The 13,085-nt window shown below is 41.0% G+C and carries 17 protein-coding genes; 1 reads left to right on the top strand and 16 read right to left on the bottom strand.

Annotated elements, in window-relative coordinates:
* Position 1: 1 nt before the first annotated feature.
* The 10 genes from MHH46_RS13765 to MHH46_RS13720 form a co-directional block, all read right to left on the bottom strand.
* A complete protein-coding gene (locus MHH46_RS13765) occupies positions 2-1,015 on the bottom strand; it encodes a major capsid protein (protein ID WP_076189995.1) in 1,014 nt (337 codons plus the stop codon).
* Positions 1,016-1,030: 15 nt separating this feature from the next.
* A complete protein-coding gene (locus MHH46_RS13760) occupies positions 1,031-1,399 on the bottom strand; it encodes a head decoration protein (RefSeq protein ID WP_076189994.1) in 369 nt (122 codons plus the stop codon).
* Position 1,400: 1 nt separating this feature from the next.
* Positions 1,401-2,690, bottom strand: a complete 1,290-nt coding sequence (locus MHH46_RS13755) for a hypothetical protein (RefSeq protein WP_076189993.1) — start codon at positions 2,688-2,690, stop codon at positions 1,401-1,403.
* 74 nt (positions 2,691-2,764) lie between these two features.
* Positions 2,765-2,977, bottom strand: a complete 213-nt coding sequence (locus tag MHH46_RS13750) for a hypothetical protein (RefSeq protein WP_076189992.1) — start codon at positions 2,975-2,977, stop codon at positions 2,765-2,767.
* A gap of 5 nt (positions 2,978-2,982) precedes the next feature.
* A complete protein-coding gene (locus tag MHH46_RS13745) occupies positions 2,983-4,443 on the bottom strand; it encodes a hypothetical protein (RefSeq protein ID WP_076189991.1) in 1,461 nt (486 codons plus the stop codon).
* A 118-nt stretch (positions 4,444-4,561) separates the two neighbouring features.
* A complete protein-coding gene (locus MHH46_RS13740; protein ID WP_076189990.1) occupies positions 4,562-4,837 on the bottom strand; it encodes a hypothetical protein in 276 nt (91 codons plus the stop codon).
* Positions 4,838-5,113: 276 nt separating this feature from the next.
* Positions 5,114-5,650 carry a hypothetical protein gene (locus MHH46_RS13735; protein ID WP_076189989.1) on the bottom strand — a complete coding sequence of 179 codons (537 nt, stop codon included), beginning with the start codon at positions 5,648-5,650 and terminating at the stop codon, positions 5,114-5,116.
* A 129-nt stretch (positions 5,651-5,779) separates the two neighbouring features.
* On the bottom strand, positions 5,780-6,514 hold the full coding sequence (locus MHH46_RS13730) for a hypothetical protein (RefSeq protein ID WP_076189988.1): 735 nt from the start codon (positions 6,512-6,514) through the stop codon (positions 5,780-5,782).
* Positions 6,515-6,589: 75 nt separating this feature from the next.
* On the bottom strand, positions 6,590-8,401 hold the full coding sequence (locus MHH46_RS13725; protein WP_076189987.1) for a terminase large subunit domain-containing protein: 1,812 nt from the start codon (positions 8,399-8,401) through the stop codon (positions 6,590-6,592).
* Positions 8,402-8,403: 2 nt separating this feature from the next.
* Entirely contained in the window at positions 8,404-9,078 is a 675-nt protein-coding gene (locus MHH46_RS13720; RefSeq protein ID WP_076138813.1) for a hypothetical protein, read from the bottom strand.
* A 359-nt stretch (positions 9,079-9,437) separates the two neighbouring features.
* Here MHH46_RS13720 and MHH46_RS13715 point away from each other — a divergent pair, with 359 nt between their 5' ends.
* On the top strand, positions 9,438-9,602 hold the full coding sequence (locus MHH46_RS13715; RefSeq protein ID WP_405132614.1) for a hypothetical protein: 165 nt from the start codon (positions 9,438-9,440) through the stop codon (positions 9,600-9,602).
* A 189-nt stretch (positions 9,603-9,791) separates the two neighbouring features.
* On the opposite strand, the gene MHH46_RS13710 is transcribed toward MHH46_RS13715, so the two are convergent.
* The 6 genes from MHH46_RS13710 to MHH46_RS13685 form a co-directional block, all read right to left on the bottom strand.
* A complete protein-coding gene (locus MHH46_RS13710) occupies positions 9,792-10,256 on the bottom strand; it encodes a hypothetical protein (RefSeq protein WP_076189985.1) in 465 nt (154 codons plus the stop codon).
* Between the two features lie 16 nt (positions 10,257-10,272).
* Positions 10,273-10,590, bottom strand: a complete 318-nt coding sequence (locus MHH46_RS13705) for a hypothetical protein (RefSeq protein WP_405132613.1) — start codon at positions 10,588-10,590, stop codon at positions 10,273-10,275.
* A 20-nt stretch (positions 10,591-10,610) separates the two neighbouring features.
* Positions 10,611-10,967 carry a hypothetical protein gene (locus MHH46_RS13700; protein WP_076189983.1) on the bottom strand — a complete coding sequence of 119 codons (357 nt, stop codon included), beginning with the start codon at positions 10,965-10,967 and terminating at the stop codon, positions 10,611-10,613.
* A 619-nt stretch (positions 10,968-11,586) separates the two neighbouring features.
* Positions 11,587-12,240 carry a hypothetical protein gene (locus MHH46_RS13695; protein ID WP_076189982.1) on the bottom strand — a complete coding sequence of 218 codons (654 nt, stop codon included), beginning with the start codon at positions 12,238-12,240 and terminating at the stop codon, positions 11,587-11,589.
* Positions 12,241-12,264: 24 nt separating this feature from the next.
* Complete coding sequence (locus MHH46_RS13690; protein ID WP_179086245.1) at positions 12,265-12,420, bottom strand: hypothetical protein; 156 nt, start codon at positions 12,418-12,420, stop codon at positions 12,265-12,267.
* Positions 12,421-12,426: 6 nt separating this feature from the next.
* Positions 12,427-12,777, bottom strand: a complete 351-nt coding sequence (locus MHH46_RS13685; RefSeq protein ID WP_076189981.1) for a hypothetical protein — start codon at positions 12,775-12,777, stop codon at positions 12,427-12,429.
* Positions 12,778-13,085 lie beyond the last annotated feature (308 nt).

The following is a 13,085-nucleotide window of genomic DNA, read 5'->3' as shown; positions in this document are numbered from 1 at the left end:
CTTACGCCACTGTAGCAAAGATATGCCAGTTGACGTATTTCAGACGCGGCAGCACAGTTGCGCCGTTGATGACTTGCCATTGATCCGGGTCGCCCTGGATTAACTTCGTCAGTGCAAATTTTCCAACATGGCCATTGAAGATATCTTCATAGTTGTTCGGGCTAGTCACCAAGTCCATCATAGAACCGGTCATGCCTTCTCCAATAATAATGCACGCATTGTCTGGGATGAATGGATAGAAGTTGCCAGCTTCGTCAACATATCCGCCATCATAGACTTCGTATTGAAGCCCGTTCAATTGCTGATCGATAATATCAGACAGCAGACCTGCTGTAACTACTTCTTTGCCGTAGGTGAATTTAATTAGATCACGGATTTTGGCATTCTGCTTCAAGTAGATGTCAATCTGCTTGTTGACAATGATCTTCACAGCTCGCGCTCCGCTGCCACGGAATCTGAGAACCCACAGATCAATATCAGCCAAAGGATCAGATGTAGCAGTGTTACTCCAAAGAACCGCAGCTGTCGGCTTGTTATTAGATGGAACCCCATAGTTAATAGTTCTGGCCGGCATTGTAAGTGTAGGTGGCACTAAAAGACTTCCTGTAAGTGATTGCCACCGCATCCATTCAAATCGGGTTTCAAGACGTTGGTTGAGATTGACCATTCGTTCAACCATGTACTCCTCTGCCCATTTTTGTTGAAGATCATTCCCTGGTTTCCGCAGGATAGCTATCTTCTCACGATCAATGATCGCTTTTTCACGCCATTCCTGATTGGTAAAGCTCATGTGTTTAACAACAGGCGCTGCGTGAATAGGTGAAGGATCATTAAGACCGGTTGGTGGAGTCATACCAGTATCGTCATAGGTGATGTCGTATTCAATAGTCAAATCAAGTTCAGGTTTAAAATCTACGCCATTGGTCAGAATCTGCGCACCTCGGAAGCCCTTGATGTCAGTTCGAATGTTCTGAACAACCTCAGTTAGGAAGTATGGATCGAGTACATTTGCCATTTATATTGTTCCCCCTTATACAAAGTAGCAGAGTTTCAATGCGGTTTTAGCCGCCGAATCAATGCCTGTCAACTTAGATTCCGTGAAGATACCAGCAATCCACGCCGAAGCGCCGATGTCTGTGAGCGAAGTGTCTTTATCATTGTCCAGGATGCAGACCGCAACTTGTGAACCGTCAGACGCTGATGAGAGATAAGGAACAAATTTCTTGGTAGCAGTGACTTTACCAAGAACAGTACCTTTCTTAATCACTCCGTTGCCTTGGGCCAGCAATACGCCGCCTGGGAGTTTTGCTTGCAGATCAGTCGAGGCAAGCACCTCAATAAATTCCTGGGTGTAGATTGGACCTGGACCCGGAGCGCCGTTAAACTGCGAACCATTCATTTTACTTGTCCTCCTTCAGCAGATTGCCTCTGCCAGTGTTTTTGAGGGCCGCAATCGCAGCAGCTTTAGCTGCCTCTTTCTCGGCCGCTTTAAGTTGCTCTGGTGTTTTCTGAGCCGCTGCTTGTGCATTGACAGGTGGTGTTCCATTGGCCGCTCCTGCTGGAAGATCAAGATTATCGCCCTCTGTGTGGCGACCACCGCCACCCAATGCAGCCTGTGCTTGCGCTTCATAGGTCGCGCTGATCTTTTCAATTTCTGATACCGGCAGATGGGATAGTGCAGTTTTCATCGCCTCCACATTGAAGGCGTCACCCAATGCCCGGACACCAGCTCCGCAAGCTTGTTCGGTAACTTTGACTTTGTATGCTGCTCCATCCGCAGCCTGCGCGCTCAGTGCTGTAAGCTTTGTTGAGATATCAGCATCATTTTCAACGCCGAGTGCTGCTCGGACTTGTCCGAGTACACCATTTGCAGCCGCTAGTGCAGTTGCTTGTGTTTGTGATGCTGCTAAAGCAGCTTTTTGTTCATCTGTCACAGTGTCATCTCCTTTGGCCTGTGTCTCAGGCTCATTGTTTTTTTCTTGCTTGATTACAAATCCATCAAGCCCAGATTTTCCGCTAAAAGAATAAAAGACGCGTCCTCCACTTGGTAGTGACTTCGCATCTTCAGATAAAGCTTCCCATTTGACACTTGATTGAGTTACTGAGGCATTACTCATGCCTACTACCCCAGCACCCGGATAAGCTCCGTCAAAGACAAGTGAGTTCTCCATGAGATCACCGTCATTTATATCAACAGTGCACAGTTTTGTGTCGTATTCTCTACCGCGAATGTGAGGGCAATTCCCACCGAAATACTCCTGACCGCAGATCGAACACGTCTGGCTGCTTACCGTGAAGCCAATTGAAGTATCAAAAATAGTTCCGGCATCAATACCATCTGCTATTTGGTCAATCTTGATATCTCCGACTTCTTGGCCGAGTTTCATGTAATGATCTGCGTACAGCGCCAGTTCATCACCATCCATTTGTAATCGACTTTCAAAGGTTCTACCTATTGGAACTGTTAGAATACCAAGGTTAGCCCATGAGTGATCCAACAATAGTGATACGCCTGCTTTAGCTTGGACTGCCATTTTCCGCAAAAAGTTAGGAGTAAGGCGATAAAAACGATTAGGGATCATTTGATCACCTACAAGTTTTGCAGGAAAGACATACGTTTCATCTTCCGAGAGTGGAACACGAGCAAGTTGATTTATTAATGCTAATTGCTCAGTTGTCGGTTTAGCCATTTACCAATTTCACCTCCTTCTCGTAATGAACAATTAGATATTAGATCACCTCCGCGCTCATTAGCGCATCAGAATTATACTCTTTGTGGCCAATCCCATTTACCTCCATCTTGTCCTTGAACAACGTTTTGGTTGAAGAACATTCCCGTTGGATTAAGCACACACAAATCAACGCACGTTGCGTTATGAACCTGAGTGATAATTGCTGCTCTTGGTTCGCTTTTGTATTCACCGCCAGGAGTACCATAACTATAGTAGTGAACCGTGCGTCCTACTGTTGGTTGCATATTGGTTATTCACCTCCATTCGGTGGAATCTGTTCGTTTGGATCGGTTTTATACTTTTTTTCAAGCTCTGCCAGAAGTTCTGGTGGAATTTTAGGATTAAGCCCCATTATCCAACGCGCTTCTGTTGCAGCCTCTATGGTGGTAATGTAACGCTCTTTTTCGGCCAGTACGTAGTTATTAAGCTTTGCTCTCAGATCACGCTCTCGTTCCATATCAGAACGCAAATCAATCGGCGCATAATCAGCTTCAACCTGTGTTTGCACTCCACGCACTCTAACAGCCATAGAAAAAGCCCGCTTCCAGAAACGTTTGGTTACGCTCCGGGCGGACTCTACAGACTTGATATATATTTGGGTATCCACTGAGCTATATGTCTCTGTGGAACCTTGATGCCGGGATAGCAAGGTGAGAAGTGTCTTTAGACCAGTTGCCATTTGGGTATCAATGATATCAATCAATTTCTTGATGTCGATCATCGGGCCTGTATTTCCGCCCTTGAGGTATTCAACCTTTACACTATCCCAGTGGACTAAGGCGTCATCTGGATTGAGTGAGTTGAAATGGGTAAGCATCTCGTCCATTCGTTCCTTAAGCCACGCCTGTTGCGCTTTTGGGTCGTTTTTGATACTTGAAGGAATATTTTTCAACATGATTTCCTCAAGCATTGAAATGTCCAAGCGTGGATAGCCCTGGTTATGAACGACTGTCTTCAAATCCTGAAGCACCTGAAGGTGAAAGAATACAACTTGGAGCACTGGCAGGAATGGCGTTCGGCCATATGGATCATCAACCATTGGATCAAACTCTTCATAAATGAATGTCGGAGTGTCAATCTTCTTGTACTGTCCGAACCATTCTTCACCGGTCTGCCTGCTGCCCGGGTTCTTGACGTATTGCCACGGTACCAGTCTGTTCGTGACCGGCTCCCTGCGGAACCAGATCAGTGCCGGATCAACCGGAACAATATCAATGACATCATTGCATCGTTCATTCAGGACAACTTCGCCGGCACACGCCCCACGAACCATGATCATCATGCGTTGAATAGTGTCTAGCTTATCCAGGGACCGTCCGTGCTGATAACCAGGTGACGGCAATGGCGTTTCAAGCATTTCCTTAATTTCATCCAACGCCCGTTGTCCGGTCTTATCGTCGCTCCCCGACTTCTTCTTAGCTGTAAAGGTTAGCTCAGTGTCACCCATTCTAAGATAGGTATATAACGCATGCGAAATGTCCGGGTGAACAGAGATAAGCAGCTCAAGCAGTTCTTCTGCTGTATGATTCTGTAATTTGGTCAAGTCGATGTTATGGACGTTCTGGTACTTCTTCGGCAACCAGTTGAAGATACCCCAATTGTTTGAGTTGCTGGTTACTGTTGATCTGCCTACACCCATCATCTGACGCTTTACCGATGCCGGAAGCACTGCGTTTGCTAATGAATATAATGCTTTATGATACCATTTCAAGATTTCACCTCCTCAAGACATAAAAATAGAAGGCAGGAAAAGTTTCCTGACCTTCTATATTCGTTCATACTTCTATGGATTAATAATAACTTGATTTTCGTACGTTACCACTACGGATTTACCATTCTTTAATATTGAACGCTCCAGATAACTTTTTAATGACATATTCATTATTATCGATCGTTTTGTTCAATGGATGCAATCCATTTATTAAAACCTCCGCCACCCTTAGCACATCATCAAGTTGAGAATGAGAAAACTTTCTCACATTTTGATGTGCAATATTCATAATCCACCCTAAATCTTCAGATGTCGCTTTGTTCCCTTGCAATCTAAGCATTATTTCTTCGACGTGTTTCTTATCATATTCTGATATATCCACTCCAATTAACATGCTTGCTTCCCTCCACTATTAATAATTATTTTAAGTCAAGAATTCACCTTTCAAAGGTCTCCTTGATTTAAAAACACGTATTCCTTTTGATCGTATGGGCGGTTATTGACATATACAGTATCTCTCAATGGGTTAAAATCTGTTATTAACCCCACTTCCACAGGAGATCCATTGATGTCTTCGATAGAATATACATAAACATCTAACTCCATAGTCACAAAACTTTCAAATTCCTCTGTTTTTTAATTGGCTCATTTATTGTCTTCCTTTTTTTCTTTAATGAATATAAACATGATCAAAATAATAATTGTCAGTCCTGTTTTGGAAAGATATATCTATCAAAACATTTGCTTCATCGCTATTCTTACCTACTTTCACTAAAACATGTTCAAATTTATTCAATGGGAATTTAGATAAGAAGTCCTCAGCCAAGATTAGACCATCAGATATTGCAGCATCTTCTTTTTTAATTCCGCTTGGCACATTATCGTAGAAATGTTTTGCGACGATGAAGCTGATAATTTCTTCTTCTCTTGACCTTTTAATTTTATCGGTAGTTTGATAAGCTACACTGTATTTATCACAAATTATAGGTCTTAGGTATTCTCTGAAAGCTACATAATGCATAATTTCATTTGGATCATCGCCATATAAACTCATGTATTCTTTAGGTGTTTGAAGAATTGAGTTTTCAAGCGAATAGTAGTTTTCGTCTAAAAAGTTAATTGGGTATTTTTCTTTCGGAGTTACAATTAACAAGATATGACGTTTGCTATTTCCTTCAAGTCTATCAAGGTAGTCATGGATGCTCACAAAAATCCCCCTTTAATTTTACTTACACAATGCATCACGAACTTAATTCCTCTTTATTGTAACACCTCCAATACTAGGAAGCATGGACAAAAAAACAAGGTGATTTTTTGTCTCGTGCTAATATGAAAATTAATGATCTTCACTTGTTGGTGCTATTAAATCTACTACAGCGTCAGGAATGTGCTCCCTCACACCTTCCGGAAGCATCTCTCTAGTTAAATTTACTAAAGTATTCATTGCTTGCGGATTCCGCTTGCGCCAGTTTATTGATTTAACCAGTAATGATTTCACCCAGTTTTGCTTGGTTAAAAGCTGTATTTGTGACTTGAGAAATTCTATTTCGTTCCCTATATTGTTGATCTCATTTCTTAATTTCTGTTTGTCTTGAATTTCTTCTTCTAGCCTAGATTCAAACTCTTCTTGGAATTTGTTCAATTTCTCGATCAAGCTTGATATCTCATCTTTAGTAAAGTCATCTTGACCTATATCTTTAATTGAATTTTCTAATTCAGATATTTGTAAATCAACCTCTACTTTATGCTCCATAATTTCTCTTAAAATTGGGGCAGCTTTGGTTTCTGCCTCAATATTCTTTAACCACTTGTAAATAGCCGTTAATATGCCGTCTTTTCCCGTGACGACAAGACTTTCGTTTTCAGCCATTTCTCCAGGTCTTCTAACGATATTTATTTGATCTCCTGACTTAAAATAGAACTCGTATTGTGGATTGTACAAATAAGTAATTGTAACACTTAAGCCGCCTTTTTGTTCTTTTTTTGTTGAAACTTCAAAGTCTTCACTCGAAAGATATTTTGAATTAAGAGAAGATTGAATTTCCTTATTAAATGCTCTGCTAATTACCATAGTATGTTCTCCATTCATTAGAATTTGATCCAATTCTATCAAATGTTTTAGCGTTGTTAAAGAATAATTTGGTAATTATAAACGTTTGATAGTTATGCCACCTATAGAAGGTAACATTATGTGTTTAATGCTCGGCGGACGTCGCAATCTCATTTGATGGGCTATTCCGTAGCCTAAGACTCTATCATCCTTACATCCGCCTAATGTTCCCTTGCCCATAGCCTGCGGCTTACCAGCCCTATTGCGGACAAATGTCTTCATTTCACTGATCAGATTGGCATCGTTGATTCGCCATACTCCTTCGCGGATGCCTTCGATCATTGCATCAACCAGAATAGGGCGGGTAACTGTTGTTGTCGGCCATCCCGGTCTATTCTCATTGGCTCCAGCTTCTGCGTTATAGGAGTCATGATGATATAGGTTTGGATAAAATGTCACGTTCAGCAGCGTGTTAATGACACTGTGACCCACATTGTTCGTTTCAACGCCAAGCAAAGCATCGCCATACATACGACCCACATAGTCCAATTGCTTGGCATAGATGTCCAAATCCATTTGTCCGTAAACAGCAGCAACATCCTCTCCGGTCTCAGCATCAATGATATAGGCTGCCGAAGCATCGCCGCCCTCCAACCCTTCAGCTACGTCAGCTCCTATGCAGTATTCTTTGTCTGGATCATATTCGCAAAAGATTTCAAACTCTCCACGCTCATCCTCAATGAAATTAACAGTTGTCCAATCGTAACCTGTGCCTTCAATAGCAGGAGGAATAACGATTGAATACTTCGTTCCTTTTTTGGTGTGCTTCGACATAGCATCTAATTTATCTTGATTGAATACTGTTCTACCGGTGACGAGGAACGCTTCTTCTGGTGTGGACGGATACTCCTGACGAAACAGTTTCTCATCGCCTTCAAAGTCATTGCGAATTGTGTATCGCCGCCATTCAAGCTGTTCGTCAGCCAGGTCAAACTTAGTCTTAAGCTCAATTTCTTCCTTAGTGAGCTCAAAGTCAGCCGGAACCCTCATGCGATAATCTGGCATATCGAACCATGGGAAGAACAAAGGGATATAGTCATTCTTCCCTGCTACCGCGTTATCCCACATCTCTTTATAGATTTCAATACCATTTGCTGTTGATTCGATGATACCAACGGTGCGCGGTTCCTTTGATAGCGCAGCGAACAGGGAAGCAAGATGCTTCTTCTTACGGTTCTCCGGCCAGAAAGCCAACTCTGATATGTGAAGGTAATGAATTGTCTCCGAACGGGCAAGGACGCGATTCTCTGCTGACTGTACCGTGATCTTGGATTTAAGCCCCGGCTCCTTCTTACGGTCAACGTCCTTCATCGCCGGACTCTCGAATGTTAGGCGGCGGCTGTTATTCCGTTTACGCATAGGTTTGATATGCTCGGGGATGTAGTCATAGTAAAGCCGAAACATATCATAAAGGTTTTCAGATGCGCTGGAGTCCTGAGCTACGATGAACGCATTCTTTGCTTCCTGCAACGAAGATAAATAGTAGATTATGGCCTCGGTTGTCGTGGAGAACCCCATTTGCCGTGCTTTAAGAATGATGATACGCACCGGCTTGCCTGACTTGATTTGGTCGAATACTGTTTTGGCAAGCTTCTTCTGCGCCTTGTTCAGCGTGAGTGGTACGATATCCCCCGTCTTAGTCTTAATCCGCAGGAATTCAAAACAAAAGGCCTCAAAGTCATCAAGGTTTCCCTTGAGTTCTTTAAGGCCTGCTGGATTATCTCTATATTCACTTTCGATCTTTCTGTTTATTTCTCCAGCCAAATCAATGTACTTTAGCTTCGGGCCTTTCGCTCCTCCAATTGCTTCAGCAGCTTTACGGATCTGTTCATGCAGTTTAGCCAGCACATTTATTCACCGCCGCCTGTATAGAGCTTCTGCTGATCAATCAGTTGCTTCATACGTGGGTTGGCGGATATACGGATGATCGAACGGTCATAAGCTCCATCACTAGACTCTTCCTGGAATATCTCCATGAAGATGTTAATGTACTCTTGTACCAGCTCGAATTGGAACGCCTTCTCCCTTAATGCAACAAGGAACTTCATGTTCTCGCGTACCTCACGGTTAAGTGAAACGATTTCAACTACCTTTCGACGCAACTCCACTTCAAATGAATTCTGCCAGCCTTCAATAAAACTCACGTAGTTGAACTCCTCGCCGTCTTCCATGAGTTTATTTATGAGTTCATCCATCTCTTCTCTGAACAACTTCGGTAGATCGTCCACCAGTTCAAATCGATCAATGAGGCGTTTGGTTGCATCAAGGTTGGTTTGAATAATATCTATCTCCTGATGAACTGTCTTAATCACACGCCTGCGGTCAGCCACAATTGCATCTTTCTTCTTGGCTTGTTCTGCCGTCCCCTTCTCTTTGACATACTTCGCTACAGCTGTATGTGATACTTGCTCGTTAGCCCATTCAGAACATTCCTCGGCGATCGCTCGGACAGTTTTTCCGTTCCGTACTCCAGCCCACACTATTTCCTGACATCCTAATGTTTCAATCTTTGATGGTTTTGCCACTTCTCATACCCCTTTCTATTCTTGTAACGTTTGTAACGTTTTGTAACGCTTGTAATGGCACTTTGTAACGTTTGAAGCGTTACAGGTTTGAACGCATATAATGAAGCGCCTTATTCTATAAGGGTTTAGCTTGTAATTCTTGTAACGTTACAGAAGGCTTACAAGCATACATACCGTTAAGGAAAATTTTCCTGAGCAATAGAAAAAGCGCCTCATTGGGCGCTCTTGGGTAAAGATAGATTTGTTATATCTTATCATTTAAAAGATACAGATTTACTGCTTAATTTCACACTTTTTTAGCATATAGTCATGAAGGTAGATCTTTATTGTTTTCTGAATTAAATAAAATAGTCGTTATTATGTTTATTAATACTTCAGATAACCAAGCATTAGAAAGTGATATACCTAATGCAAAAATCGCAAAACTATCACTAAGCGAAGTAGAAATAAGATTAAAATATGCAAATATACACAATATAATGAAAACTAAGATTGTTCCAATCATTAAAATAGAAATGAAATGATCTAAATAATTTATTTTGTTTAGAGGCAAGAATAAATTTAATGCTCTATCTCTTACAGTATATAACATTACAAGTAACGAAAGTATTAGAGAGGTTATATTCAAAAAAGTTAAAAAAGGGAATTCATTATCAAAAACTCTAATTACACCTAGTGTTGTAAAAAAAAGAAAAGCACACATTTGTAAAAGTCTATACGTTAAGGCCATTTGTAAAGGACCTTTCAATATCACTTAAGCTTTTGATCGCTTTTGATACGTAATATCTGATATAAGTGATGTATTCGTCAAACTCTTCAGAACTTAGATAAATCCCTTCTTCGCGGGCTAGAGGTACTGCATTTATGTAATTCAGAAAGTATTTAACTTGTTCATTATCTTTTTCTTTACTCCCTGTTATTGAAAGCGCGCCGTAAAATGATTCGAAGTTTAGAGTATTAATTTCTTTATACGCAAAAGGAAGTACAGCTTCATAAACTTCAATAATTCTTGGCATAAAAAGTCTTAAGCAATTCACATCATCTTGAAACCAAATATAAACTCCACCAGGAAGATCTATATCAACTTCGAACATATCAATTTCTGCGTTTTCCTTCACGTCTTCCAAATATCTGTAATTGTGACCAGAAAGCAGTAATTCTAGACCATCTTTATTCATGATAAATTTCCTCCGATTAAATTAAAATCATGTTGTCCATTTGCATGTCGTTAAATAAAAAACTAGTTTCAGGAGTGTACCATTTTATGGCAATTGTTTGATCTGAAAGATATAAGGATACAAAGATATTAATTTCACTAATTAATCTTGTTTTAACCATACCATCCATCTGTCCTAAAAAGATAAAGTGGATTTTGTTCGGAGTAATATCAATTAAATAACCATCATTTAGATTAATGCAATTTGCATTAAACTTACCAATTTTTTTCGATATTACTCCAAAATAACTTTCAGTAATTTTAACTAATTTTGAAAATCTTATACTTTTATTCATAATAAGAGCGAAGGATATTGTCATTTTGTCCCGCCCCCCAAAATAATCTTATGTATTCTCGATATAAAAGTATGGCTGTAATCCTTGCTCTCAATTTCTTGAATACGTGAATCATACGTGGAAAAAGTTATAACATCGGTGTAAGTAATTTGTCCGCTTTCCCATTTCTCATTGCATTCAATCAGTGAAGGCAATATCCTATTTTGTTCCTCATCCGCCTTTATAGCTTCGATGATATTTTCTCTTACTGATTTCGTAAAATACTTTTTTCCCCAAGATTCTATTTCATCGTGTTTTTGTTTTTCTAATATTCTGATTTCCGCAATATCTTTTTCAATCTTTGCTAACTGATATTTTTGATTTATGAACTCCTTCATAAATGGCTCCTCTATACTATATACTCAGTCTTAATAATGGTTATTCAACATTCAGACTTTAACTCCTCTTTTTCAAAACTTTTTTTCTAATTATTTGTTAGGATAACATAATAGAATAGCCGATGATGCTTTGTCTAACACTCTTATCGGGAGTGTTCCCTTAGCACGTGCCTCTGCAGAAGGCCATCGACTGTTTTTATGATGCACTTATTTATCCGTAAGTGCTTCGGTATGTTGTTTAGTATTGGGCGGTAATTTATATCATGCGGCTACCGCTAATCCCCCATGCTCCGGCTTGAGCAACAATGTGCACCTTTAATACTTCGGGGTATCCCCCTATGTGCACTGTCTCCAATTAGTAGTTCGACCCGGTTATTTATTTACGTATCCGGTTCACGTTCTCGATCCATATCTTTAGCCGCTGAGATCACGGTTGCCCAGGAGGTGAGTGGGTATGAGCTGCGGTGTGATATGCCCGTCACAGTTTACCGCAACCAGATATAGAGTGGTACGGAAGCTCTCGCCTCGGTATCTTTATTATATTTGGGGGTTATTGCTGATACGCTACGGAAATCACGCCATACTATGCTATTGGGCAGAAAAATACCGCTCCAGGTATCTACCCTTCGCGGTTGAGTTGTCTTAATCCGATTTCACCCTCTTTATTCCGGCCCCGTCCATAATCGATTGTTACATAGTCAAGTGTGCCGTTGAAAAGAAGCGTATTCGTCAGTGAAGCGATGACTTTCCGGCGCTTTTCCGCGAATGTAGTAGCCTCTATGCTGTATATCCCTTTTTTTCTTTCGTGCCTCATGTACTCTACGGCGTCTTTGTATCTAAACTTTCTTTCGCCGGTGAACAGTAATTCAACGATTTTGAATTGATGAGGGTCAATGATGTTATTTGCTGCATGCATCACAGCCTCCGTAACTCGTTTATATAGCATATAGTTAAGATGGCGTGTCTCTTTAGCTATTAGTACATTGGCTGGCAAATTAGAGATGTGGTCGTCTGTGCCGAGGCGTTTGACAGCTCCTTCCACTCCGGCCATGTCAAAATCATTCAATCCGTTTTCCTGCGGCTGCTTAAGGACGAATTCATAGCTGTCTACCAGCCCCTTGATGGTGCGGTAACTGTTTAGCAGCCACAGGGCTTTTCGAATGTCCTCTTGATCTGCGTTTGTGAAGAACTGAACCTGATAAGCTCTTGTGATATCGGCTAAATCATTTTTCGGAGTGAAGTCGCTCTTTTGTGCAGGAATCAACTCTATCATTGGCATAACCTCCTTGCGGGCATCTTACATATTCACGATTAGTATAGAGTGGATTTCATCCATGTTTACTACGGATTCTTGGCCTTCTGGTATCCCATAGGATTCAAACCCTTGGCGCAGGAACTCTTCGAAATCTTTATCGAATAGATCGTAATCGTGAATTTTAGATTCTGTCTTCAAGTCAATTCATCTCCTCAAGTACATTTCAAGAACATATTCTTCTGCCATGAGTAATTGCTTCGTATGTTCCATTTCATTTTCTGACGGACGTACAATATACTCTTCAACATAAATTGGAACGATATGGTTTCGGCATCTATTATAAGTGACCTTGTAATTTGGTCTTGGTTCAGTTGTAAGATCAAACTCGCCTTTCTCAAACTTTTGGATGTATAGTTCTAAAATATCCAGTTGTGCATCATTGCGCTGGAAGCGAATTTCATCGTCGATAGGTAGTTGACCTTCTAGCTTTTTGAGATGTTGTTTCATATCTCCCAACAGTTTATCTGCGTCAATTAACCTTGGCTGTTTAGACATTGTCTGTTTCCTCTCATTCGACTGTAGGGTAACGTTTAGTCAAATTGACTACAGCTTTGCATTTATTGCATTCGTGTGGATACTGCGGAGGAATGCTCATGAGTATGTGACTGGAAGGTTTCATTTCTCCGCCGCATTCACATCTGTAACGAACTCCGTAAGGCTTAACCTCAAATCTTTCTTCGCTCATAGTGTCTTGTTCCTCTCTCACCAATATTTCGCGATACAGATGCCAACTATCGCTCCGGCCAGTATGATGCTCGGAATAATCAACTCTCGACCGTTTTTCTTGAACTCTTCTTTGAAAT

This window comes from Paenibacillus sp. FSL H8-0175, assembly GCF_045040615.1.
Lineage (GTDB): Bacteria > Bacillota > Bacilli > Paenibacillales > Paenibacillaceae > Paenibacillus_AQ > Paenibacillus_AQ odorifer.
This window is presented reverse-complemented; position numbering and strand designations above follow the sequence as displayed.

Excerpts from the sequence above, each read along its gene's own strand:
- MHH46_RS13765 (WP_076189995.1), bottom strand. The coding sequence starts at position 1,015 with ATGGCAAATGTACTCGATCCATACTTCCTAACTGAGGTTGTTCAGAAC.
- MHH46_RS13760 (WP_076189994.1), bottom strand. The coding sequence starts at position 1,399 with ATGAATGGTTCGCAGTTTAACGGCGCTCCGGGTCCAGGTCCAATCTAC.
- MHH46_RS13755 (WP_076189993.1), bottom strand. The coding sequence starts at position 2,690 with ATGGCTAAACCGACAACTGAGCAATTAGCATTAATAAATCAACTTGCT.
- MHH46_RS13750 (WP_076189992.1), bottom strand. The coding sequence starts at position 2,977 with ATGCAACCAACAGTAGGACGCACGGTTCACTACTATAGTTATGGTACT.
- MHH46_RS13740 (WP_076189990.1), bottom strand. The coding sequence starts at position 4,837 with ATGTTAATTGGAGTGGATATATCAGAATATGATAAGAAACACGTCGAA.
- MHH46_RS13730 (WP_076189988.1), bottom strand. The coding sequence starts at position 6,514 with ATGGTAATTAGCAGAGCATTTAATAAGGAAATTCAATCTTCTCTTAAT.
- MHH46_RS13715 (WP_405132614.1), top strand. The coding sequence starts at position 9,438 with ATGTTTATTAATACTTCAGATAACCAAGCATTAGAAAGTGATATACCT.
- MHH46_RS13710 (WP_076189985.1), bottom strand. The coding sequence starts at position 10,256 with ATGAATAAAGATGGTCTAGAATTACTGCTTTCTGGTCACAATTACAGA.
- MHH46_RS13705 (WP_405132613.1), bottom strand. The coding sequence starts at position 10,590 with ATGAATAAAAGTATAAGATTTTCAAAATTAGTTAAAATTACTGAAAGT.
- MHH46_RS13700 (WP_076189983.1), bottom strand. The coding sequence starts at position 10,967 with ATGAAGGAGTTCATAAATCAAAAATATCAGTTAGCAAAGATTGAAAAA.
- MHH46_RS13695 (WP_076189982.1), bottom strand. The coding sequence starts at position 12,240 with ATGATAGAGTTGATTCCTGCACAAAAGAGCGACTTCACTCCGAAAAAT.
- MHH46_RS13685 (WP_076189981.1), bottom strand. The coding sequence starts at position 12,777 with ATGTCTAAACAGCCAAGGTTAATTGACGCAGATAAACTGTTGGGAGAT.